This window comes from Microbispora sp. NPDC049125 (assembly GCF_040802045.1).
Lineage (GTDB): Bacteria > Actinomycetota > Actinomycetes > Streptosporangiales > Streptosporangiaceae > Microbispora.
Genome location: NZ_JBEZDW010000004.1, coordinates 194,055 through 217,129, shown reverse-complemented (window position 1 = coordinate 217,129; position 23,075 = coordinate 194,055). Strand labels below are relative to the sequence as shown.

Annotated in this window: 20 protein-coding genes; 9 read left to right on the top strand and 11 right to left on the bottom strand. The window is 69.3% G+C overall.

All coding sequences use genetic code 11. The features are described from left to right. Positions 1-34: 34 nt before the first annotated feature. The 3 genes from AB0B72_RS06850 to AB0B72_RS06840 are packed head-to-tail and all read right to left on the bottom strand — an operon-like array spanning position 35 to position 3,263. Entirely contained in the window at positions 35-799 is a 765-nt protein-coding gene (locus AB0B72_RS06850) for an ABC transporter permease (protein ID WP_367737402.1), read from the bottom strand. Further along, positions 796-2,352, bottom strand: coding sequence for a hypothetical protein (locus tag AB0B72_RS06845; RefSeq protein ID WP_367737401.1), 1,557 nt, complete (start codon positions 2,350-2,352; stop codon positions 796-798). Before AB0B72_RS06845 ends, AB0B72_RS06850 begins: the two co-directional genes overlap by 4 nt. Beyond that, positions 2,349-3,263: an ABC transporter ATP-binding protein gene (locus tag AB0B72_RS06840; RefSeq protein ID WP_367737400.1), complete on the bottom strand. Its 915-nt coding sequence runs from the start codon at positions 3,261-3,263 to the stop codon at positions 2,349-2,351. The genes AB0B72_RS06845 and AB0B72_RS06840 overlap by 4 nt, the downstream gene beginning before the upstream one ends. Positions 3,264-3,373: 110 nt before the next feature. Between AB0B72_RS06840 and AB0B72_RS06835 the strand changes: the two genes are divergently transcribed. Further along, positions 3,374-4,549 (top strand): sensor histidine kinase, encoded by a 1,176-nt coding sequence (locus AB0B72_RS06835; protein WP_367737399.1) that lies wholly within the window; start codon positions 3,374-3,376, stop codon positions 4,547-4,549. Further along, positions 4,546-5,214 (top strand): response regulator transcription factor, encoded by a 669-nt coding sequence (locus AB0B72_RS06830; protein WP_367737398.1) that lies wholly within the window; start codon positions 4,546-4,548, stop codon positions 5,212-5,214. The genes AB0B72_RS06835 and AB0B72_RS06830 overlap by 4 nt, the downstream gene beginning before the upstream one ends. Positions 5,215-5,237: 23 nt before the next feature. Here the strand turns inward: AB0B72_RS06830 and AB0B72_RS06825 are convergent, their stop codons facing one another. The 4 genes from AB0B72_RS06825 to AB0B72_RS06810 form a co-directional block, all read right to left on the bottom strand. Next, on the bottom strand, positions 5,238-6,338 hold the full coding sequence (locus AB0B72_RS06825; protein ID WP_367737397.1) for a Gfo/Idh/MocA family protein: 1,101 nt from the start codon (positions 6,336-6,338) through the stop codon (positions 5,238-5,240). 260 nt (positions 6,339-6,598) lie between these two features. After that, positions 6,599-7,180: a TetR/AcrR family transcriptional regulator gene (locus AB0B72_RS06820; RefSeq protein ID WP_367737396.1), complete on the bottom strand. Its 582-nt coding sequence runs from the start codon at positions 7,178-7,180 to the stop codon at positions 6,599-6,601. A gap of 121 nt (positions 7,181-7,301) precedes the next feature. Next, positions 7,302-8,285 carry a zinc-dependent alcohol dehydrogenase family protein gene (locus AB0B72_RS06815; protein WP_367737395.1) on the bottom strand — a complete coding sequence of 328 codons (984 nt, stop codon included), beginning with the start codon at positions 8,283-8,285 and terminating at the stop codon, positions 7,302-7,304. 109 nt (positions 8,286-8,394) lie between these two features. Then, positions 8,395-8,967, bottom strand: a complete 573-nt coding sequence (locus tag AB0B72_RS06810) for a TetR/AcrR family transcriptional regulator (RefSeq protein ID WP_367737394.1) — start codon at positions 8,965-8,967, stop codon at positions 8,395-8,397. Between the two features lie 311 nt (positions 8,968-9,278). Here AB0B72_RS06810 and AB0B72_RS06805 point away from each other — a divergent pair, with 311 nt between their 5' ends. Then, positions 9,279-10,226 (top strand): tyrosine-type recombinase/integrase, encoded by a 948-nt coding sequence (locus tag AB0B72_RS06805; RefSeq protein WP_367737393.1) that lies wholly within the window; start codon positions 9,279-9,281, stop codon positions 10,224-10,226. Positions 10,227-10,359: 133 nt separating this feature from the next. Further along, on the top strand, positions 10,360-11,370 hold the full coding sequence (locus AB0B72_RS06800) for an RNA polymerase subunit sigma-70 (RefSeq protein WP_367737392.1): 1,011 nt from the start codon (positions 10,360-10,362) through the stop codon (positions 11,368-11,370). A gap of 143 nt (positions 11,371-11,513) precedes the next feature. Here the strand turns inward: AB0B72_RS06800 and AB0B72_RS06795 are convergent, their stop codons facing one another. Beyond that, on the bottom strand, positions 11,514-12,080 hold the full coding sequence (locus AB0B72_RS06795; RefSeq protein WP_367737391.1) for a dihydrofolate reductase family protein: 567 nt from the start codon (positions 12,078-12,080) through the stop codon (positions 11,514-11,516). 542 nt (positions 12,081-12,622) lie between these two features. On the opposite strand from AB0B72_RS06795, the gene AB0B72_RS06790 reads away from it, so the two are divergent. Continuing rightward, on the top strand, positions 12,623-14,260 hold the full coding sequence (locus AB0B72_RS06790) for an ABC-F family ATP-binding cassette domain-containing protein (protein ID WP_367737390.1): 1,638 nt from the start codon (positions 12,623-12,625) through the stop codon (positions 14,258-14,260). Between the two features lie 110 nt (positions 14,261-14,370). Here AB0B72_RS06790 and AB0B72_RS06785 read toward each other — a convergent pair whose 3' ends face one another. Continuing rightward, complete coding sequence (locus AB0B72_RS06785) at positions 14,371-15,189, bottom strand: MBL fold metallo-hydrolase (protein ID WP_367737389.1); 819 nt, start codon at positions 15,187-15,189, stop codon at positions 14,371-14,373. Positions 15,190-15,281: 92 nt separating this feature from the next. Here AB0B72_RS06785 and AB0B72_RS06780 point away from each other — a divergent pair, with 92 nt between their 5' ends. Next, positions 15,282-15,440 carry a cupin domain-containing protein gene (locus tag AB0B72_RS06780; protein WP_367737388.1) on the top strand — a complete coding sequence of 53 codons (159 nt, stop codon included), beginning with the start codon at positions 15,282-15,284 and terminating at the stop codon, positions 15,438-15,440. Between the two features lie 152 nt (positions 15,441-15,592). Here AB0B72_RS06780 and AB0B72_RS06775 read toward each other — a convergent pair whose 3' ends face one another. Further along, positions 15,593-16,162 carry a TetR/AcrR family transcriptional regulator gene (locus AB0B72_RS06775; protein ID WP_367737387.1) on the bottom strand — a complete coding sequence of 190 codons (570 nt, stop codon included), beginning with the start codon at positions 16,160-16,162 and terminating at the stop codon, positions 15,593-15,595. A gap of 88 nt (positions 16,163-16,250) precedes the next feature. On the opposite strand from AB0B72_RS06775, the gene AB0B72_RS06770 reads away from it, so the two are divergent. From AB0B72_RS06770 to rox, 3 genes are all read left to right on the top strand, one after another. Beyond that, positions 16,251-17,684 carry an MFS transporter gene (locus AB0B72_RS06770; RefSeq protein ID WP_367737386.1) on the top strand — a complete coding sequence of 478 codons (1,434 nt, stop codon included), beginning with the start codon at positions 16,251-16,253 and terminating at the stop codon, positions 17,682-17,684. Positions 17,685-17,869: 185 nt separating this feature from the next. After that, complete coding sequence (locus AB0B72_RS06765; RefSeq protein WP_367737385.1) at positions 17,870-19,852, top strand: hypothetical protein; 1,983 nt, start codon at positions 17,870-17,872, stop codon at positions 19,850-19,852. Positions 19,853-20,125: 273 nt separating this feature from the next. Beyond that, complete coding sequence (rox, locus tag AB0B72_RS06760) at positions 20,126-21,658, top strand: rifampin monooxygenase (RefSeq protein ID WP_367737384.1); 1,533 nt, start codon at positions 20,126-20,128, stop codon at positions 21,656-21,658. Positions 21,659-21,739: 81 nt separating this feature from the next. On the opposite strand, the gene AB0B72_RS06755 is transcribed toward rox, so the two are convergent. Next, on the bottom strand, positions 21,740-23,023 hold the full coding sequence (locus AB0B72_RS06755; RefSeq protein ID WP_367737382.1) for an FAD-dependent oxidoreductase: 1,284 nt from the start codon (positions 23,021-23,023) through the stop codon (positions 21,740-21,742). Between the last annotated feature and the right edge of the window lie 52 nt (positions 23,024-23,075).

Here is a 23,075-nt window from a genome sequence, read left to right as displayed (position 1 = left end):
CCCCCGCGACGGCCCACCCGGCGGCGGATGCCGATCACGCGTCGCGCAGCCGCAGCAGCAGCCCTCCCCCCACAAGCGCCGCCGCGGCCCAGGCGGCGAGCACGCCGAGGCCCGCCCATGGACTGAGAGGCAGGCTGGACAGGTGGGTGGTTGCTTGGACGGCGAGCCCGGCGTTCATCGGTGAGACCTTCCACAGGAGCTTGGCGACGTCCGCGTCGGGAACCATGAGGATGATGGCCGGGAAGAGGTAGAGCAGGCCGAGCACGACGCCGATGGCGGTCGCGGAGTCCCGTACGGCGGTGGCGATACCCAAGCTGAACAGGGCCGTCAACGCGAGGTAGAGCACCGAGCCGAAGACGGCGCGCACCATCGGCCCACTGGTGAGGGCCGGCAGTTCGGGGGGAAATCCGTTGCCGAGCAGGATCCGCCGCCCGGCCAGCGCGGACGCGAGCACGGCGACGCTCCCCGCGGCCAGCGTCAGCCCGGTGAGGATGACGGCCTTGGCGGCCAAAACGCTGATCCGTCCTGGCATCGCCGCCAGGGTGACGCGGATCATGGCGGTGCTGAACTCACCGCTGATCGCCAGCACGGCCAAAATGGCGACGACCGCCTGGCCTGCTTGGATGCCGAAGAGGCTGATCTTGGCCGGATCGTAGCCGCAGCCCGACGAGGTGCAGGACACGACAGCGGCCGCCGCGACGCTCACAACGACGGTCAGCATGACGAGCGCGAGCAGGAGCCAGCCGGTTCCTGGCAGCGTGCGGAGTTTCGTCCATTCCGCGTACAGGTGCTGTGTCATGCGTCCCTCCGGCGTAGCTGGACGACGGCCAAGCCGAGGGCGAGCGCGGCGTAGCCGGCCAGCACGGCGAAGCCGGCCCACGGCGCCAGCGGGTAGAAGCCGGCGATGGGCGCGTAGTGACCGAGCACGTGGGCGTACTCAGGAATGCTCTGCTGGATCGCGAATCCGGCGGCCGGGGTGAGGCGCAGCAGCCATCGCGCCGCGGTGTCGGGCAGGACGGACGTGGTTGCGAGGACGTGCGGGACCACGATCAGCGCGACGGCGGTGACAACTCCCCCGACGCTGCGCCGGAGCAGGGCGCCGAGGGCGAGGGCGAGCACAGCGGCGACGGCGAGCAGTGCCGCCGTGCCGACGACGACACGCACCTCGGTGAGCCGGGACACCGGAAGGATGTAGTTGCCGTTGGCACGCAAGATCTGGGTGCCGAACGTCAGCGTGATCGCGGTGGCGGCGAGTCCGGCGACGAAGGTGACCGTGCCGATCGTGAGGGCCTTGGCCATCAGCATCCGGCCGCGGCGTGGGATGGCGATCAGGGTGGTGCGGATGAGCCCACGCCGGTACTCGGCCGTGACGAACGTCACCGCCACCACGATCACCACGATCAACCCGATCAGCACGCCTGTGAGGGTGCGCTCGACGGTCTGGCCCTCGATGGACGGCGCGATGTCACCGACTCCGGTGACGCTGAACGTGCCGCCGGACTCGCTGGCGCGACCTGGGTGATGGGGCGATCCGTCGGGCTCTTTCGCGACACCTATGTCGTCGTTGCGCCAGGCGCCGCCGGATGTGTCGCCCTCCAGGTCGACCCGGTCGAAGACGGCGGTCGCCTCGGTGAAGCGCGCCGCCGAAATGGACCCGCCGAGATCTCCCTGTGTCACCGTCAGATCGCCGGGGGAGGTGGCGAACAGCCCGATCTCGACCGTGGCCGGAAGCCCGGACAGGCGGGCGGTGCCGACCTCGGCCCAGGTCATGCCATCGGTGGACTCGTACCCGGTGAGAATGTCACCGGACCGGGTCAGCCGCAGCCAGCGCGGGGAGTCCTCCGATACGCCGCCCGGACGACCCGCCACATCATGGGTGAAATTGTGCTGCATCCGTACTCCGTGCGCACCGGTGACCATCAGCGCCGCATAGGCCGAACCCTGCTCGGTGCTCTGTTTGACCATGACTCCGGCCTTCGCCCACGGCACGAGTCCGGAGACGACGTTCCGAATGCCGGGGGTGACGTCGGGCTTGCGGATCCGGCCGGTCATGGACGTCGCCCGGGCGGTGATGCCGCCGTTGCCGGCCAGCGTCCGATGCACGAAGTAGAACTTGTCTTCCACGGCTTCGCCGCCCGGTCCCACGGGAACCGCGGGACAGACGGTCTCGATGGGACCGCTGGCGCACGAGGCATGGCTGCCTGAGGCGGACAACAGGCCGAGCAGCACGATGACCAGCGCTCCCGCGGTCATGGCGATCACCCAGGCGCGTACCGTCCTGAACTTGGTCCACTCCGCACGCAGCACCCGGGCCGGGCCGCCAGGTCCAGAGCGGTTCACGGTGAAGGTCATCGCGTCGCCCGGAATTCGACCGCGTCCCTGGTGAGCTCCATGTAGGCCTCCTCCAGCGTCGCGCGGTGCGCCGACACCTCGGAGAACGGCACCGCACCGGCGCCGAGGAGCGCCACCACCTCCCCCGCTCCCAGCCCGGACACCGTCAGCGCGCCCTGGCCGGAGGCCGTCACGGTCGCCCCCGCACGCGACAGCACCCTCACCGCCTCCGACGGCGCCCCCGTCAGCAGCGTCACCCGGTCACCGGACACCGCGGCCAGCAACTCCGCCACGCTCGTGTCGGCGATGACCTTGCCGCGGCCGATCACCACCACATGGGCGGCCGTGTCCTGCAGCTCGCTCATCAGATGGCTGGACACGAGCACGGCGCGGCCCTGCCCCGCCAGTTCGGCAAGGAACTCGCGCATCCACACGATGCCGTCGGGGTCCAGGCCGTTGAAGGGCTCGTCCAGGATCAGCACGGGCGGGTCGCCGAGCAGTGCGGCGGCGACGCCGAGCCGCTGCCGCATGCCCAGGGAGTATCCGCCCGCCCTGCGCCGGGCCACGGATCCCAGCCCCGCCTGCTCGATCACCTCGTCGACCCTCTTCGCCGTCAGCCCCTGGGAATGGGCCAGCCACAACAGGTGGTTGCGTGCCGTACGGCCCGGCTGAAGCGCCCCGGCGTCGAGCAGCGCCCCGACGTGACGCAGCGGGTCGCGCAGGCTCCGGTACGGCCGTCCGCCGATCAGCGCGCTGCCCTCCTCCACGGCGGCAAGACCGAGGATCACCCGCATTGTGGTGGATTTTCCCGCGCCGTTCGGGCCGACGAAACCGGTGACATGTCCCGGCTGCACCGAGAAGGACATCCCGTCCAGCGCCACCGTCGGCCCGAAGCGTTTGCGCAGGCCGCTGACTTCGATGGTTGCTTCCATGCGTCAGGTTGTACGGATCCGGCCATAACGTGGGCCGAACGGACGCTGTCATGCCGTTGTTAGGCCCAGGGCGGCATCCTGGAGACCGGCACGGATCGGGGAGAGGACCCATGAGGACCCTGCGACGGCCGGCGCTGCCGGTCCGCACCGTACGGCAACGCTTCACCGCCCTGTACGGCGCCTTGTTCTTCCTGTCCGGCGTCGCGCTGCTGGCCCTGACCAACCTGGTGGCGTTCGGGTCGTCGAAGGTCACAGCGCCCATCGGGAATCCAGCGCCCCAGCAGGCGGCCACCCAGCAGCTCGTCGTCCAGCTCCAGGCTCAGCTCTCGGAGATGCGGACGGCCCAGTCGCGTCAGCTCCTGATCGGCTCCGCGGTCGCGCTCGCCGTCATGGCCGTGGTCTCGGTCGTGCTGGGCCGGTTCGTCGCGGGCCGCGTGCTGCGCCCACTGCGGACGATCACCGCGGCCACACGGCGGATCTCCGCCGACAACCTGCACGAGCGCCTGGCCGTGCCGCGTCCCGCCGACGAGGTGAAGGACCTCGCCGACACCATCGACGGGCTGCTGGAACGCCTGGAGCATTCCTTCGCCGCCCAGGGCCGGTTCGTCGCCAACGCCTCCCACGAACTGCGCACCCCGCTGGCGACCATGCGCGCGTCGCTCGACGTGGCCGTGGCCAAGCCCGAGCCCGCGGCGCAGACCGTAGCGCTCGCCGACCGCCTCCGCACCGAGCTCGACCAGGTCGACCGCCTTCTCGAAGGCTTCCTCACACTCGCCCGCACCCAGCACGGCGCCCTGCCCGGCCGTACGACCATCTCGCTCGGCCGTCTGGTCTCCGCGGCCTTGGACGCCCGGGCCGACGACATCACGGCCAGGGGCCTGACCGTCCAGGACGACGACGTCCATGACAGCGCCTGGACGCGGGGAAGCCGGACGCTCCTGTCCCGCATGGTCGACAACGTGATCGACAACGCCGTCGTCCACAACCACGACGGCGGGTGGATCCGGGTCGCCGCCACGGCCGACGAGGTCACAGCGCGACTCGTCGTCGAGACGGGCGGCCAGGTCTTCGACCCTGAACAGGTCACGAGGCTGGCCCAGCCGTTCCAGCGCCTCGGCGCCGACCGGACCGGCTCCGGCGACGGCTCCGGGCTCGGACTGTCGATCGTCGCGGCGATCGCCGAGGCACACGACGGCGACCTGGACCTGCGCGCCCGGCCCGAAGGCGGCCTCCGGGTGGCTGTCTCCCTGCCCTCGGCGTCCGTGCGGTCAGGAGCCCCGGCGTGAGAGTGCTGGTGGTCGAGGACGCGCGCTCACTCGCCGCCGTCCTCGCCGAGGGGCTGCGCGACCAGGGCATGGCCGTGGACGTGGCGCACGACGGCCTGGAGGCCGCGGCCAAGCTGGACGTCAACGCCTACGACGTGGTCGTCCTCGACCGCGACCTGCCGGGGATCCACGGCGACACCCTCTGCCAGAGCATCACCGAACGCGACGACCGCGTCATGGTCTTGATGCTGACCGCGGCCGGCTCGCCCGGCGACCGGGTCAGCGGCCTGACACTGGGAGCCGACGACTACCTCTCCAAGCCGTTCCACTTCCCCGAACTGGTCGCACGCATCCACTCCCTGGCCCGCCGGCAGCCCTTCGCCCGTGCCCGCATCCTGCGTACGGCCGGAATCGAGCTGGATCCCCTGCGCCGCACGGTCACCCGCGACGGCCGCCGGCTCGACCTGTCGGTCAAGGAATTCGCCGTCCTCGAAGCCCTCCTCCGCGCCGCCCCCGCCTTCCTCAGCACCGAGGACCTGCTCGAACAGGTCTGGGACGAGCACGCCGACCCGTTCACCAACACCGTCACCGTCACCATCGGCCGCCTGCGCCGCAAGCTCGGCGACGCATCGATCATCACCACAACACCCGGAGTGGGCTACCGCATCACCGACCCGGCTCGATGAGCGATCGTGGACACGCCAGACGCTCAGGGCAGGATCTGGCGGCTCCCCGTCCGGGATGCCTGTTCGACGGTGTCGACGAGTCGGTGCCGCTGGAGCGCGTAGCCGAAGCCGGGCACGGTTTGTGTGCCTTCGCGCAGGTCCTGGGCGAAGTGCGCGTACAGGTGGGCGACACCCTGCGCCGGCGCAGGCAGGTCGCGGGGTACCGGACGAAAGACGCTGTCAGGGAGGGCGATGTCCGCGACTGCTTGGTCGCCGCCTCGACCGCCCTGTAGCCGCGGGTCCAGGGCTTGCAGGTTGCCGTTGACGCCGGGCGCGGTCAGCACCAGGTCGCCATGGGTGCCGTTGATCTCCCAGCGGAAGTTGTCACCGCGGGAGAAGCCCCCCCGGTAGAACAGCGACAGTGCGGCGCCGCTGTGGAAGGTGCCCGTGATCGACACCTGGTCAGCCGCCGTCACCGGAATGGTCTTGCCCTCGTCGATCACCCGCGCCTCCGTACGGCCGATGACGAGGTTGGCCGAGACGCCGGCGAGTTGCCCCAAGACGAAGTTCACCGCCTCCAGGGCGTGCAACGCCGATGCCGTCAAAGGCGTTACGCCGAGGGCCGCGTCGTAGAGGTAGGCGTGCGCGCGGTCGGTCTCAGGCCCCCAGGACAGGCCTGATCCGACCAGCGTCGTGCCGAGCACCCTGCCGACGTAGCCGTCGGCGACCAGTGCGCGAGTGTGGCGGATCACCGGGAGGAAACCGCCCTGCAATCCGATCACCGTACGCACGCCCGCGGCCTCGGCGCGGGCGGCCAGGTCGGCCGCCTCGCTGGAGTCGACCCCAAGGGGCCACTCGCTGTAGACCATCTTCCCCGCCGCCAGAGCCGCGGAGACGAGCGCGTGGTGGTGGGGCACCTTGACCGACACCACCACCAGGTCCACGCCTGGGTGGGAAATCAGCTCCGCGTGGTCGTCGAAGGCCGCCGGGATGTCGAACTCCTTGGCGGCCAGGTCGGCTGACGCGCGGCGCGAGGTGCTGATCGCACGCAACTCGTAGTCCGGGAGCGCCTTGAGGGCGGGGACATGGCTGATGGCCGCCCAGCCTCCGACGCTCGCTCCGATGATGCCTACGCCGATCTTCATGATGCTCCAATGCTGAGGCCGGCCGCCGCTGCGGTCCGGGGTGGTGCTGATGTCGTGCGATGAGAAAAGGTGCGGTGTGGCAGTCAGAAGGACCAGCCGTCCCCGGACGCCTCGCCGTTTCGGGCCGCGGCGACCACTCACAGCCCGTCGGTTCGCCAGTCAGATGAGGAAGCCGCCGGCCGTGCCGGTGACCGCTCTTTTCCGCCTATCAGCGGCGAATATATCTGGAATGAACGTTACATTTTCGGGGCGTGAAAGCATCAGCGCAGGCAGCTCAGGGCAGCCTCCACGACACTCATCAGGTATCGGCGGTCGGGATTGATCGCCCCCATGACTCGCAGCCCGTGAATGGTGGTCAGCACGAAACGCGCCAGGTCCCTCGCGTCGCGTTCGCCGCTCAGCTCATCACTGGCCTGTGCCGTGGCGATCATCTCGGTCAGCGCGTCCTCCAGGGACGAGGTAGTCGCCTCCACCCGGGCGGCGACCTCGGGATCGTGGCACAGCCGTTCCGTCGCCGCACTGACGATCAGGCAGCTCTGCTCGCGGCCGTCACGCAGGATGGTCTCCACAAGCTCGCAGAAAATGCCGTTGATCAGCTCCCGTGCCGGGATGTCCCTGCCGAGGAGATCGATCAGGGGAAGCGCGAACTGCTCCCGGTAGCGGTCCACCACCGCCCGGTACAGGCCCTCCTTGCTGCCGAACGCCGCATAGAGGGAGCCGCGCCCCACACCGGTGGCGTCGACCAGGTCCTGCACCGAGGTTCCCTCGTAGCCCTTGTGCCGGAACGCCCGCATAGCCGCTCCCAGTGCGGCCTCGGTGTCGAATTCCCTCACGCGTGCCATGTCGGACAGAATATGCAAATCTGGAACGAACAGTCAATTTTGGCGATCGCGCAGCGGCTGACGGGATCGCGACCGATGACGATGGAAGGTGGCCCTATCGACTCGGCCGGCCGGTGGCAGGTCAGTCGACGTCGATCACGATCTTGCCTTGGGCGGGGCCGCTCTCCACGGCCGCATGGGCGTCGGCGACGGTGGCGAGCGTGAAGCGACGGGGATCGAGCAGAGGCTTGAGCGCCCCCACGTCGGCGAGCGCGGCCGCCTCGCTCATGATCTGTCCGTGGTGCTCCCGCCCACGGCCGGTCAGCAGGGGCAGCAAGGTGAAGACGCCGGAGTAGGTCGCCCCGCGGAAGGAGAGAGGCGCGATGCTGTGGGTCCCCCAGCCCAAGGCGCTCACGACGTGACCCGTGTAGGTGCGTACCGCCGCGAAGGATGCGTCGAGCACGGAACCGCCGACGGTGTCGAAGATGACATCGAAGCCCTCGCCGCCGGTGTGCTTGGCGACGTACTCGTCCACGGCGGTGGTGGTGTAGTCGATAGGAGTGGCTCCCAGGCGCTCGACGACCTCCAGTCCCGAGCGTGAGGCGGTCGCGAAGACCTCGGCGCCGCGGGCCCTGGCGATCTGCACGGCCACATGGCCGATGCCACCGGCCCCGCCGTGGATGAGGACCTTCTGCCCCGCATGGACCTGAGCACGGTCGACCAGGCCCTCCCAGGCCGTGATGACGACCAGGGGCAGGGCCGCAGCCTCGCGCATGGCGAGCGAGGCCGGCTTCCGGGCGAGCAGCCGGGCGTCGACCGCCGCGTACTCGGCGAGCGAGCCCTGCAGATCGCCGACGCCACCGGTCATGCCGTAAACCTCGTCACCGGGCGCGAAGCCGCCGGCGCCCGCGCCGACCTGCTCGACCACGCCGGCCAGGTCCAGGCCGAGGACGGCCGGCAGCGTGCGCCTGGCGTGGGCGGCCTTGCCGGCCCGGATCTTGATGTCCAGCGGGTTGACCCCGCTGGCCTTGACCTTGACCAGCACCTGGCCCGGCCCGGCGGCGGGCTTGTCGATCTCGCTGAGGATGAGCGGAGTGCCGAAATCCTGCAGAACCACTGCGCGCATGACTGCGCCTCTTTCTTGTCATGTCGGACGGTTGTGGGGCGTCGGAGACGGCTGCCGTGAAGGCCGGGGCCGGCTGGCGGCTGGGCCCCGGGGTGCCATCGGACGGCCGTCAGGTGTGGCTGGCGACAAGCAGGCGTGCTGCGGCTTTCGCCTCATCCACGACGATTCGGTCCTGGAGCAGGCGCCCGGAGGCCAGCGCGCCGTCGATCAGGAGCCCGATATGCCGGGCGAGCACTTCCGGGGCGGCGGCGCCGGCCTTCTCGCTCAGCTCGGTCAGCCATGCCTGACGGCGCAGAGTATGCCGCACGGTAATGGCCCGGGCCTCCGAGCCGAGGTCGGCCTCGACCGACGCGCTGACAAACGGGCATCCGAAGAAGCCGTGCCGGTCGAAGGCGTCCGTCAGCGCGTCGAACAACCCGACGAGCTGCTCGCGACAGTCGTCCCCGGCGCGTGCGGCGGCGTCCCGCAGCTGCGCCATCCAGGAATCGTCGGTCCTGCGCAGGTACGCCGCGACGAGCTCCTCCTTGGTGCGGAAATGCACGTACAGCGTCGATTTCGCGACGCCCGACGCCGCGATGACCTGATCGATGCCCACTCCACGCAGCCCGTTCGCATAGAACAGCTCGGCCGCCGCAGTGAGGATCCTCTCCTCGGACTTCGTCTTCCTGACCTGCGTCGCCATGGACCGCACCCCCTTAATCAAACAGACTAGTTCGTTCGATTAAGAGGTGCGAACGCGGGGTCCGGGGTCTGGACGCAGGCCGTGGCCCAGTGTGGCGGCCCCAGGCAGGCAGGCAGGCAGGCTCTGCTTGCTCTGACGTCCAGGAAGCCTGTTGTCCTGTCGACGGCCGGAACTTCAACGCCTCACGGCTCTGCTTGCAGTGGTGCTCGACAGGCCTGGCGTCCTGTGGTCGTTTGAGGTTGTGGTTCATAAGTGATTTTTTGTCATCAGCGAGCGCCTTTACATTGTAGATTCGTAATAGAATCCTTCTGATGAACGCGCCCGCCGTACCGGAGCGGCATCCCGCCGCCCAGCCCCCGCGCGACCCCTACCAGGTCTATCTCGACAGCCTGCAGAGCCCCGAGTCGCGGCGCACCATGCGGGGCTGCCTCGACCGCGTCGCGCGCCTCGTCACCGGCGACCCCCTGGCCACCGGGGCCGGTCAGCCCTGGGAGCTGCTGCGTTACGAGCACACCGTCCGGTTGCGGACCCTCATGCGAGAGCAGGGATGGTCCCCCGCCCACGTCAACAAGCATCTCGTGGCCCTTCGGCGAGTGCTCAAGGAGGCCTGGCGCCTCGGGCTGATGACCGGCGAGGACTACCAGCGTGCCGCCGACCTGCCGGCGTACAAGCACACCCGCGTGCCCGCCGGCGGCCATGTGGAGCCGGAGGCGCTCGCGGCGGTGCTCGCCGTGTGCGACGAGGACCACTCCCCCGCCGGCCGGCGGGACGGCGCCATGTTCGCCGCCCTCTACTCCACCGGCTGCCGGCGGGCGGAGCTGGCCGGTCTCACGCTGGGCGATCTCGACCCGGCGGCTCGCTCGCTCCGGGTGCGCGGCAAGGGCGACAAGGAGCGGCTGGTCTACCTGACCGCCGAGGCCGTACGCCGGCTGGAGCTGTGGCTTCGCGTGCGCGGGCGGGAGCCCGGGCCGCTGTTCTGCCCGATCAACAAGGCCGGGCGGCTGCGGCCGTCCCACATGACGGGGCAGGCGATCGCGGACATCGTGTCCCGCCGCCTGACCGCCGCGGGCGCCTCCCGCAGGACGCCGCACGACTTCCGCCGGACGTTCATCGGCGAGCTGCTCGACGCGGGAGTGGACCTCGCCACGGCCCAGGCGCTGGTCGGCCACGCCTCCCCCGCCACGACCGCCCGCTACGACCGCCGTCCGGAACGCCGTCGCCGCGAGGCCGTCGACCGGCTCCACATCCCCGGCGGCTGACCGCCACGCCACGACATCGAGGGTGTGCCCGACCCGGAGCACGTCCCCTGGATTGCGGGCTTCACCGATCAGAAATCCTCCGCCACGTCGTCAGTTCTCTCAGCCCCTCGCACCGGTGGAAGGATTGATGACCATGACCGACGCAAGACCGCTGGGCGCCGACGAGGCCACGTTCATCGCGGCGGTCCGCTCAGGCGACACGGCGCGGTTCGCGCTCATCACGGAGCGCCACCGGCGTGAGCTGCAGGTGCACTGCTACCGGATGCTCGCGAACTACGAGGACGCCCAGGACATGACGCAGGAGACGTTCCTGCGAGCGTGGAACAAGCGGGAGTCGTTCAAGGGCCACGCGGCCCTGCGGACCTGGCTGTACCGGATCGCGACGAACGCCTGCCTCGACTTCCTGGAGAAGCGCAACCACCGCGCACCCGGACCGTCCGAGCTGCCGGACCCCGGCTCCGAGGTGCTGTACCTGCAGCCGTACCCCGACAGGATGCTCCCCGAGGACCCGCAGGAATCGGTGGTGGCGCGGGAAACGATCGAGCTGGCGTTCATCGTCGCCGTCCAGCACCTGCCGCCGCGGCAGCGGGCGGCGTTCATCCTGCGCGACGTCCTCGGCTGGCCGGCGTCGAAAGCCGCCGACGCCCTCGATCTGACCGTCGCATCGGTGACCAGCGCACTGCAGCGAGCCCGTGTGACGATGCGCGAGCAGCTGTCCGGCCGCCGCCTCGACTGGCGCAGCCCCGCCACCCACGAGCTGTCGAATGACGAGCGCGGTGTGGTGAAGTCGTATATCGACGCCCATGAGCGCAACGACCTCGACGGGCTGATGTCCCTGCTGCGCGACGACCTGCGCTTCGCGATGCTGCCCGAGCCGGGCACCTTGATCATGACGGCCAAGGACGCGGTGGACGGCTGGGTCTCCGGTGGACTCTTCCAGCGCGGCCACGACGACTGGCGCTGTATCACCACGACGGTCAACCGCATGCCTGCCGCCGTGCTGTACCTCCGCACCCCCGACGACCCCGACTACCGGCTATTTGCCATCGCGGTCCTGCACATCGTCGACGGGAAGATCGCCGAGCTCACCGGATTCGACGCCACCGACAAACCATGGCTGGGCCTGCCCCCGACACTGTCATGAGACAAAAGCCCCATCGTCGACGAGTCCAGCGCACGGGCCGCCGTCACCGAAGTCACCGCGGAATGAGCACCCCGACCAGCTGAACACCACCGCCCCGCCGGCGTTGCCGGCGGGGCCTCACGAGCCGGGCATCTGGCCCGTGCTCATCGCCTCGTCTCGTACCGGGTCAGCACCACGCCGCCGGGAAACGTCCGCGTCTCCACGAGGTTCAGGTTCACCCAGCTGTCCAGCGCCGTGAAGAACGGCGTGCCGCCGCCCACCAGGACCGGGTGGGTGACCAGGGCGTACTCGTCGATCAGCCCGGCCCGCATGGCGGCGCCGGCGAGCGTCGCGCCGCCGATGCCCATCGGGCCGCCGTCTTCGGCCTTGAGCCGGGTGATCTCGGCGACCGCGTCGCCGGTGATCAGGCGGGTGTTCCAGTCGACCTTGTCGATCGTCGAGGAGAACACCACCTTCGGCGTGTCCCGCCAGTTCCGCGCGAAGTCGATCTGCGCTGGGGTGGCGTCGGGCTGCTGGTCGCCCGTCGGCCAGTAGGAGCTCATCGTCTCCCACAGCTTGCGCCCGTACAGCGACAGATCGCTCGCCTGCTCCTGTACGAGCCACCACTGGAACAGCTCGTCGCCCGGCGGCCCGCCCCAGCCGATGTCGTCGCCGATCGCGGCGATGTAGCCGTCCAGGGTCACGTTCATGCCGAAGATCAGTTTCCGCATCGTGCCAGCCTCCCGTGAGTCGATTTCATCCGTACAGACGGGCACGGCGCGGAAACCTAATCGGTGCGCGATCTGCGGCGAGTCGTGTTCCATCACCCTGGGGAGCACGTCTGATTCCTTCTCCGGGAACCCCGCAGGCGCTCCAGCTCTTCGTCCGCGAACACCCGCGGCGCCAAGAAAGACCTTCTGCCAGACCCACAGAATCCCAGCTCAGAAGCCTATCCAGCCATATCCGCCCGATTTTCGGCGAGCACTACGGGAACCCCCTCAGGGGGCGGCCAGGAGCGGAGGGCATCTGAGCCGACGCTTGACGCACGGCACTCGCACTCCTTCCCTCCTGTTATGGTGGGTCGCGAGTGACCGGAATCAGGGAGACCAGACGTGGCAGGTGACGACGACATCTCCGGGTGATACCCGGAAGTGATCGGCCATCGGCAGGCGCCCAGGAGTGCCGCCGTCGTGGCCGTGTCGTCGTTCCACGAAATCCCCTTCCCTTGCTGGGCGGTTTCGACGCGCCCGCGTCCCATACGAGGTCTCTCCGCATGTCTGATTCGTTCATCATCTGTTCGAACCTTTCCTTCTCCTGGCCCGATGACACCCCGGTCTTCCAGGGGCTGTCGTTCACCGTGAGCGGGGGCCGTACGTGCCTGGTCGCTCCGAACGGCGCCGGTAAGAGCACTTTGCTCAAGCTGATCGCCGGTGAGCTCCGGCCCGGCGGCGGGAGCGTGTCCGTCGAGGGCGTGCTCGGCTACCTCCCGCAGAGCCTGTCCCTGACCAGCGGCCTGAACGTGGCCCAGGTCCTGGGAATCGCTCCCGTGATCGCGGCGCTCGACGCCATCGAGTCCGGAGACGCGAGCGAGGAGCACTTCACCACGATCGGCAACGACTGGGACATCGAGGAGCGCACCCGCGCCCAGCTGGACCGGCTCGGCCTCGGCGACGTCCCCTTCGGCCGGCGCCTTGACACCTTCAGCGGCGGCCAGATCGTCTCCCTCGGCCTGGCGGCGCAGTTGCTGAAACGGCCCGACGTGCTGGTGCTCGACGAGCCGACCAACAACCTCGATCTAGGGGCCCGGCGCAAGCTGTACGGCGTGCTGGAGGACTGGAACGGCTGCCTGCTGCTGGTCAGCCATGACCGGGCGCTGCTCGACCGCATGGACCGCATCGCCGAGCTCGACCGGGGCGAGGTCCGCTCCTACGGCGGGAACTTCACCGCTTATGAGGAGGCCGTGCGCGCCGCGCGGGAGGTGGCGGAGAAGAACGTCCGCAACGCGGAGCAGGAGCTCAAGCGGGAGAAGCGGGAGATGCAGCAGGCCCGCGAACGCGCTGCCCGCCGGGCGAGCAACGCCTCGCGCAACCTCAAGAACGCGGGCCTGCCGAAGATCTTCGCCGGGACGATGAAGCGCGACGCCCAGGAGTCGGCCGGCAAGTCCAACGAGGTGCACGCCGCGCGGGTCGGCGACGCCAAGGCGAAACTCGACGAGGCGGGCCGCGCCCTGCGCGAGGAGCAGAAGATCGCGCTGGAGCTGCCCGGCACCAACGTCCCTGCCGGCCGTACGGTCTTCCTCGGCGAACACATGCAGGTCCGCTACGGCGAGCGGGCCGTGTTCGAAGGGCAGGGCGTCGACCTGGTGATCCGGGGGCCCGAGCGGATCGCCCTGACCGGCCCCAACGGCGCCGGGAAGTCCACCCTGCTACGCCTGCTCAACGGCGACCTGGAGGTGGAGGACGGCGGGGCGAAGCGGGCCGACGGCCGGGTCGCCTACCTGTCCCAAAGGCTCGACCTGCTGGACCTCGACCGCACCGTGGCGGAGAACCTGGCAGCGGCGGCGCCCGAGATGCCGGAGGCGCAGCGGATGAACCTGCTCGCCCGCTTCCTGTTCCGCGGCCCCCGCGTTCATCTCCCGGTCGCGGTGCTGTCCGGCGGCGAGCGGCTCCGCGCCACCCTGGTCTGCGTCCTGTACGCGGAACCGGCGCCCCAGTTGTTGCTGCTGGACGAACCCACCAACAACCTCGACCTGGTCAGCGTCGGCCAGTTGGAGAGCGCCCTCAACGCCTATGAAGGCGCGTTCGTGGTGGTCAGCCATGACGAGCGGTTCCTCGCGGAGATCAAGGTGGATCGGTGGTTGCGGCTCTCCGACGGCCGGCTGCTGACCACGGGGCCGCCCAAAAGCGCCTGACGCACCTGCCGCCCGGCGGCGCCCGTGGATCCACGGCCGGCCAATACCGCGGTATCCCTCGACCGGGATGGGCTGGAAGCGCGAGCGCGGGCCGGAGCCGACAGGCTCGATCAGCCGATCCGTGGTGCGAGGTATTCCAGCGCGTAACCGTCGCCGGAGGGAGTCACGCGGGCGATGCCGGGTGAGTCGAGGTGGGCGCCGGCTACGAAGTGGTGTGGCCGGGTCAGTTGTTCGAGAAGGGCCGCTCGCGCGGCGCGGGCCTGGGACTGGTTGCCGTCGAGCTCCCAGGACACGTTCGGCTGATCGAATTGGAGCGTGGGAACGTGAACGGTGTCGCCCCAGGCGAGAAGGTGACCGGTGCCGCTCCTGACGTCGTAGACGGTGTGACCGGGTGTGTGGCCCGGTGTCGGGATCGCGGTGATCCAGTCGTTGATCGCGACCTTCTCCGACACGGGTACGACCCGGTCACGGATCGGCTCGAGCCGCCCCGTGAACACCGAGGTGTCGCCCGCGCCGATCCACACGCGCTCGAGTTTGGTGAACGCCTCTGAACCGTCCGGCGCGATCAGGCCGCTCACGTGGTCTTCGTGCTTGTGGGTGATGGCCACATCGGTGACATGCGCGCGGTCGATTCCCGCTTCGTCGAGCGCGTCGTAGATCAATCCCATGGTGGGGTCGTGCCAGGCGTTGGACGCGCCGGTGTCGATGAGAACCGACCGCGTGCCGTCGGTGACGAAGAAGGCGTTGACCGACAGCCGCAAGTTCTCGCCGGCCAGCGGGACGGCGGCCGGCAGCTCATCGAGCGTGCGTCCCCCCTCGTCGCGGAGCCGTGTCGGCGGCATGTCGATATACCCGTCTCGCATCGAGATCACCTGCAGATCGCCGAATTCGAACGTGGCATGGTGCTGACCACTCGAGATCAAACGCATGGAGCCTCCGTCGTGTTGGGCGCACATCGCGTGTCTCCGATAGAAGACCAGGTCTGCTGCCCGCGTATCCGCCGGGTACGGAGAAACAACTCGTGGTGCTCGAAGGCACCCTCACCGTCGCGATCGGCGGGATCAACGAGACCCTGAACACAGGCGACTCCCTGTTCTTCCAGGCCGACGCGGACCACGGCTTCGCCAACCGCACGAACGCTCCCTGCGAATACATCATGGTCATCTCGCGCAGAACCTGATCGGCCGCAGCTTGCGGGCCTGGACAGAGCCGGCCAGGGCATCGCCGAACACACGGCATTCTGCGGGAAAGCCGACCTGCTGCACCCCCCTGGCACTCAGCTGACCTGCGCAGAAGCCAGGTAGCGGCTGTTCCACAGCGCGACGGAGCGGATCAGGCGAGCAACCGGTTGACCAACCCGTCGAGGTAGTCAGGGGTGAGCGGGCCCGCGCCGAACAGGACGCGCATGTAGATCGGCGCCACGAGATGGTCCAGCACCTCCAGTACGTCAGGCGGGTCCTCGCCGCGGCCGCGGGCGCGGTCGAGCATGGCCTGCAACTGCCTGGTGCGGTCGGCCAGGAGCTCGTCGCGCGCCTGAAGGCCCTGCTGACCCTCGCCTGACAGCGCGATGGTCAGCCGCACCAGCGCCAGGCCGTCGGGTCCGGTGACCTCGCGGGCCACGTTGGCGGCGTGGGTCCGCAGATCGCCGGCCAGGCTGCCGGTGTCAGGCATCGGCGACCGCGCGTTGAGCCGGGTCAGCAGCACATCGCTGAGCAGGGCTTGGAGGTTGCCCCACCGGCGGTAGACGCTGGTGTCCGCCACACCCGCGCGGGCCGCGATGTCGCCGACGGTGAAGTTTCCGTAGCCGCGCTCTCTGACCAGCTCGGTAACGGCCTGGTGCACTGCCTCGCGGACCCGGGCGCTGCGCCCGCCGGGCCGCCTGGCCCGCCCTTGCTCATCCATACCCCACCTTAACGCAGTCGAGACTTGCCTTAGAGCCGATGAGGGTCTACGTTAACGCAGTCATTAACTGCTTTTAGGAGGGACGTCCGTGAAAGCGTTGCTCGCCCTGACCTGCGCGGGCCAGTTCATGGTGCTGCTCGACAACACGATCGTCGGCGCCGCCCTGCCCGACATGCAGCAGCGGCTCCACACCGGGCTGACCGGCCTGCAGTGGATCGTCGACGCCTACGTGCTGCTGGTGGCCATGCTGCTGCTGTCGGGCGGCGTCTTCGCCGACCGGTTCGGCCGCAGGCGGGTGTTCCTGGCCGGGGTGGTGGTGTTCACGGCCGCGTCGGCGGTGTGTTCGCTCACGCCCTCGATCGGCTGGCTGATCGCCGGGCGGGTGCTGCAGGGCGTGGGGGCGGCGGCACTGAGCCCCGCCTCGCTGGCACTGCTCGCCGCCGCGTATCCCGCCCCAAGAGAGCGCGTCAGAGCGATCGGGTTGTGGGCCGGGTTCAGCGGCATTGGTCTGGCCGCCGGGCCGCTGGCGGGCGGGATCCTGGTGGAGGCCTTCGGCTGGCCCGCCATCTTCCTGGTCAACGTGCCCATCGGCGCGGTCCTGCTGCTGGCGGGGCTGCGCGCGCTGGGGGAATCCCGCAACCCGAGCGCGCCGCCGATCGATGTCCCCGGCACGGTCCTGTCCGTCGCGGGCGTGGGCGCTGTGACCTACGGCCTGATCGAGGGCGGTTCCCGAGGCTGGACCTCGCCGGCGATCCTGGGCAGCTTCGCCGCCGGGCTGATGCTCCTGACCGCGTTCGTCTTGATCGAGGGTCGTGTGCCGACGCCGATGCTGCCGCTGCGGCTGTTTCGTCAGCGGCTGTTCACGGTGTCCAACACGGCGATGGTCGTGGTCGGGTTCGCGCTGATGGGGTCGTCGTTCTTCTTCTCCCAGTTCTTCGTCCACGTCCAGGGCACTTCGATTCTGGTCGCCGGGCTGCGGACCCTGCCCACCTCGCTGGCCATGGTGATCGTCAGCCCGTACGCGGGCCGGTTCGCGGCCAGGTACGGCTTCCGCGTCGTCGTCGGCATCGGCCTGGCGCTGGCCGGGCTGGGGCTGCTGGCGCTGGGCTTCGTCCACGCCGATACCGGCTACGGGAACGTGTGGTGGCGGCTGGCGGTCGCCGGCATCGGCTTCGCTCTCACCATGTCGCCGCTGACCGGGGCCGCCATCCAAGCGGTCAGCCCGCAGGAGGGCGGCCTCGCCTCGGGCGTCAGCAGCACCACCCGGCAGATCGGCGCGGTGCTCGGCGTGGCGGTGCTCGGGGCGATCGTCCACACGCGGGAGTCCGGCGGAGCCTCCTTCGAGTCCGGCCTCAACAGCGCTTTCCTCGCGGCGGGTGCCGTGACGCTGGCCTGCGCCGTGTTCACCGGCCTGTGGCTGACCACAGCCCGTACGCCGAGGGGCGTCGGGGCCGAACGGTCAGGAGGCCGAGCAGTCAGTGAGCCGCTGCTGACAGCTCCTCCCAGTCGGCCCACGTCTTGAGCTGCTCGGCCTTCATAACCTCCCTACCTGATGTGGCTCTCCGCAAGGAGCTTGTTCTCCCACGTCTCGATCTGGGAGCCGTCGGCGGCCACGGCCTTGCTGTCACCCGAACCTGACGGTTGCAAAGCCGGTGGTGACCTTGGAGCATCTCCTTACCGACGCGTGCGACGTCCCCGGAGCGCCCTGTGATCATCGAAGATCTTCTAGAGCCGGAACTCGCCCTCTGGGAGGCGTTTCCCACAGCGCGTCCAGTGGATCTTCCCGGCACGCCTGTTCGGGCTGCGATCATCGCAAAAATGCTGCTCGGCGCCCGGGAACGCCTTGCAGGGCAGACTCCTGGCATGCACCTGTCCGGAGCCCTGATCACCGGCCGGTTGGACCTGTCGTACGCCGAGGTTCAACACCCTCTGATCTTGACTGAGTGCGATTTCGAGGAAGCGCCGGTCTTCACCGGAGCCCACACCGGCCTGGTCGACCTCGCCGCTTCCCGGTTGCCCGGACTACAGGCTGCAGATGCCGTGATCGGCGGGGGCCTGCGCCTTGAAGGCAGCGTGATCGATGGTCCGATTCAGCTCGGTGGAGCCCACGTGTCCGGGACGATGAATCTCAGCCGCACGGTGATCCACGCAGATCCGGCCGTCCAGGCCGACGGCCTGATCGTCGACCGTGATCTTCTGTGTGCGAACGCCGTCGTCGACGGTGAGTTACGCGTCGCGGGCGCCAGGATCGGCGGGACGATGACCCTCGACGGCGCGCTGGTCGGGCGGTCAGGCGGCTCCAGTCTCACCGCCGAGGGGATCGTCATCCACGGCGGGTTGTCGTGTGGTCACGGCTTCCACTCCTACGGCGAGCTGAGCGTGCAGGACGCCCGGGTGGGACGCACATGCGTGTTCAGCGGAGCCCGGCTGTCCAACCCCGACGGCGTCGCCCTGAACGCGGAAAGGCTCGCCATCGACGGCGGGCTGCTCATCAATGAGGGCTTCACGGCCGAGGGCGAAGTCCTTCTGCGTGGCGCCCACGTGGCCGGTCCGCTCTCCTTCGCGCTGGCGCGTCTCGTCAATCCGGGAGGACGCGCGCTGAACGCGCCGCTGATGGAGATCGGCAGCGGGCTGCGAGCCACCCCAGGCTTCGTGGCGACCGGAGAGGTCTTCCTGGACTCCACCCAGGTCCGCGGATCGGTCAACGTCGACGGCGGGAGGGTCTCCAATCCGGGTGCGACGGCGCTATCACTGCGGCGGCTGGGGGTCACCGGCAGGCTCAGCTGTAGCGAGGGCTTCAGCGCCGACGGGGAGATCGTACTCATCGACGCCAAGGTCGAGGGCAGTTTGGAGTTTCACGGCGCTGCCCTCAGCAATCCCGGGGGGCGCGTTCTGGCCCTGTGGGAGGTGACCGCGGGCGGTGGCATCGACTGTTGCGAAGGCTTCACGGCCACGGGAGACCTCTCGATCAGAAATTCCCGGATCGCCGCCACACTGTGCTTTGCCGAGACCACCATCGACGGTGACCTGCGCCTACGTGGCGTCGAAGCGGGTTCGCTGAAGATCGGGCCGGAAACGCTGTTGCTTCGCACCGTCGACCTTCGCCACACCCGGGTCGGCGTGCTCGATGACGTTCCCGGCCGGTGGCCTGCTCACCTCCTGATGAACGGCTTCACCTACGACAGCCTGGAGGCTCCCCTGCCTGTCCGGGAGCGCCTTGACTGGCTGGCCAAGGAGGCCTACCAGCCCCAACCGTATGAGCAGTTGGCCACGGTCTACCGCAGGCAAGGCCACGATGAGGCCGCTCGGGACGTGCTGCTGGCCAAACAGCGTCGCCGTCGCACGGGGCAACGACTCGGGGCGCGGCTATGGGGGTACCTCCAAGACTGGACCGTCGGGTACGGCTACCGCCCGTTCCGCGCCGCGCTCTGGCTCGCGGCCCTTCTCCTCATAGGCACGGTCGTTTTCACCGTTCACCAGCCGCCGGCCTTCAAGCCAGGCGAGGCGCCCCCCTTCAACGCCTTCCTGTACACCCTCGACCTGCTCCTCCCGATAATCAGCTTCGGACAGGAGACAGCCTTCGGCCCGCGCGGCTTACAACAATGGCTCGCCGCCACGATGATCATCGCGGGATGGACCCTTGCGACCACCATCGTGGCAGGCCTCACTCGCGCGCTCTCCCGCCAATGATCCGGCCAGAAGCCCTTCATCGCGTAGCGCCGAAATCGGTCCGATCCTCCCCGGAGGCCGATCGGGCTGGTCGCTTCACGCGGCTGGAAAATGACTGGACGGGGTGACGTTCGGGCTTGTAACTTGCAGTCGACCGTGACACCGCCCGAGGAGGTGAGACCCATGAACGCTGTATCGATGTGGGTGCTCCCCCTTCCCGTCACGGCCGGGCGATTGACGTAGGTGTCGCCGGGAGCGCCTCGCCAACAAGGCACTCCCCGAAAGGCAACACCTATGCACTCTCAGCAGGTCGCCACCGAGCCGCCGTCGAACGACGGAGCCGAGCGCGACGTCCCCGGAGCTCTCTCGTCGCCGGCCGCCGGCGCCGATAGCACACCCCTCACCTTCGATGTGATCGTCGCCGGGTGCGGGCCGACCGGCGCGATGCTGGCCGCCGAACTGCGGCTGCACGACGTGCGGGTACTCGTTCTGGAGAAGGAAACCGAGCCCGCGTCGTTCGTCCGCATAGTCGGCCTGCATATTCGCAGCCTCGAACTGATGGCGATGCGCGGACTCCTGGATCGCGTTCTCCGGCATGGACGACAGCGTCCGGCCGCCGGCTTCTTCGCCGCCATCCCCAAACCCGTGCCCAAGGGCCTGGACTCCGCGTACGCCTATCTGCTGGGCATCCCGCAGCCGGTCATCAATCGCCTGCTCGAAGAACATGCGATCGAAATGGGCGCGCAGATCCGGCACGGTTGCGCGGTCGCCGGTTTCGAACAGGACGACGAGGGTGTGACCGTCGAGCTGGCCGGCGGGGAACGGCTGCGTTCGCGCTATCTCGTCGGCTGTGACGGCGCGCGCAGCACGGTGCGCAAACTGCTCGGCGTCGCCTTCCCCGGCGAGCCCTCACGGACCGACGCGCTCATGGGCGAGATGAAAGTGGGCGTGCCGCAGGAGGAGATCGCCGCCAAGGTGGCCGAAATCGGCGAGCCCCCTTGGCCGTTCTGGCTCAGGCCCTTCGGCGAAGGGGTCTACAGCGTCCTGGTCCCCGCCGCGAAAGTCAGCGACCGCGCGGAACCGCCCACCCTCGACGATTTCAAACAACAGTTGCGCACCATCGCCGGAACCGATTTCGGCGTGCACTCCCCGCGCTGGTTGTCCCGCTTCGGGGACGCCACGCGGCTGGCCGAGCGTTATCGGGTCGGACGGGTGCTGCTGGCCGGCGACGCGGCACACATCCATCCACCCATCGGCGGGCAGGGCCTCAACCTGGGCGTTCAGGACGCGTTCAACCTGGGCTGGAAACTGGCCGCACAGATCCGCGGCTGGGCCCCGGCGACACTGCTGGACACCTACCAGGCCGAACGTCATCCGGTCGCCGAGGACGTGCTGGACAACACCCGCGCCCAGAGGGAGCTGTTGTCCGCCGAACCGGGCCCGCAGGCCGTGCGCAGGCTGCTCACCGAACTGATGGACTTCAATGAGGTGAACCGCCATCTGATCGAGAAGATCACCGCGATCGGGGTCCGCTACGACTTCGGCGAAGGCCCCGACCTGCTCGGCCGCCGCATGCGCGACATCGAGGTGAAGCAGGGCCACCTCTACGGTCTGCTGCATCGCGGCCGCGGCCTGCTGCTGGACCGCACCGAACGCCTGAGCGTCGGCGGCTGGTCGGACCGGGTCGATCAACTCGCGGATCCCACCGCGGAGCTGGATGTCCCCTGTGTCCTGCTACGCCCCGACGGCCACGTCGCCTGGATCGGCGACGACCAGCAGGACCTGGACGACCACCTGTCCCGCTGGTTCGGCAAGCCCGCCAGCTGATCTCACCTGAGGACCGGAAGGTCCGGTGAGGACGATCGGAACGGCCAGTAGCGACTGACTATCGGAGGACTGGAGGCGGCATCAGCCGTGGTGCTCCGACGCCAGGGTCGGCCTGCGAGGAGGGTCAGCCTCCGAGTGACGACCGGGAGACGGCGGAGGAGCATCGCGGTCTGCGGCTTGCCGGCGCCGGTACTCCGCCGCCCTGGCTTCGTAGTTCCTGTGTTCCTGCGCGTGGTCGGGGGGTAGGTGCGGCGCGTGCGGGGGCGTTGTGGCGAAGAACCGCCTGAGCCCGTTGTTGGAGCTTGCGGCGAACTCTCCGGATCGCGGGAACATCGTCGTCTCGTAACGTGAGATGGCCGCGTCGACGGTGTCCTCTTTCCGGATGGCGTGGGCGAGTTCCGCGCCATCGAGGAGGGCGAGATTGGCGCCGTGCCCGCCGAAGGGCGCCATGAGGTGGGCCGCGTCGCCGATCAGAGTGGCGCCGGGCACGGGTTCCCAGGTCAGCGGGGCGGGCAGGGCCCAGAAGGAGCGCGGCGTGTAGTCGCCGTCATTGTCGGTGATCAGCATGCGCATGGCCGTGGACCATTCGCCGAACTCCCGCGACAGGTGGGACCGGACGGCCTCGCGGTCGGTGACGTCCACGCCGGCCGCGACATGCCAGTCCAGTTCGGAACGGAAGGCCACGTAGCCGCGGACCACACCGTTGCTGTTGCGCTGGACGATCACCGCGCGGCCTTCGCCGTCGGTGGAGAACATGTGGCCGTCACCAACGATCGCGGCGACCTCGGGGTGCCGGGTGTCCACGTCGTCGAATCGGGCATCGAGAAAGCAGACGCCGAGGTACTGCGGCGCCGCGTCGGTGAGCAGGGGGCGGACCTTCGACCAGGCGCCGTCGGCTCCGATGACCAGATCGGCTTCCGCACTGGCACCGTTGGCGAACTCCAGGCGGTGCGCCCCGGCTCCGAGCGGGGTCGCGTGCACGAGTTCGTGTCCCCAGCGGACCGTGCCGGGTCGCAGGTGCTCGTACAGCATCGTCCGCAGCTGGCCGCGGTCGATCTCGGGCGCCGCGGTGTCGCTCTCGGCGGGGGTGAACTCGGCCAGGATGGCGCCATGGTGGTCCCGGCGGCTTTTGGCTTGCCCCTCGATCCGGGCCGACGCCAGGAAGGCGTCCATCAGCCCGGCGTCCTCCAACGCGATCTGGCCCGCGTCAGCGTGCAGGTCGAGCGTCCCTCCAAGGTCGCGGGAGTCCACGGCGGTGTCCGCGTCGTAGACCGTCGACCAGATGCCGTGCACCTGCAGGACGCGCGCGCACATCAAGCCGGCCGGCCCGCCGCCGACGATGGCGATGCGGGGCGTGGTCGTCATCGGTTGAGTCCCTTCTGTCCGAACGCGGCGTCGGATGCCGCTGTCCAACCTC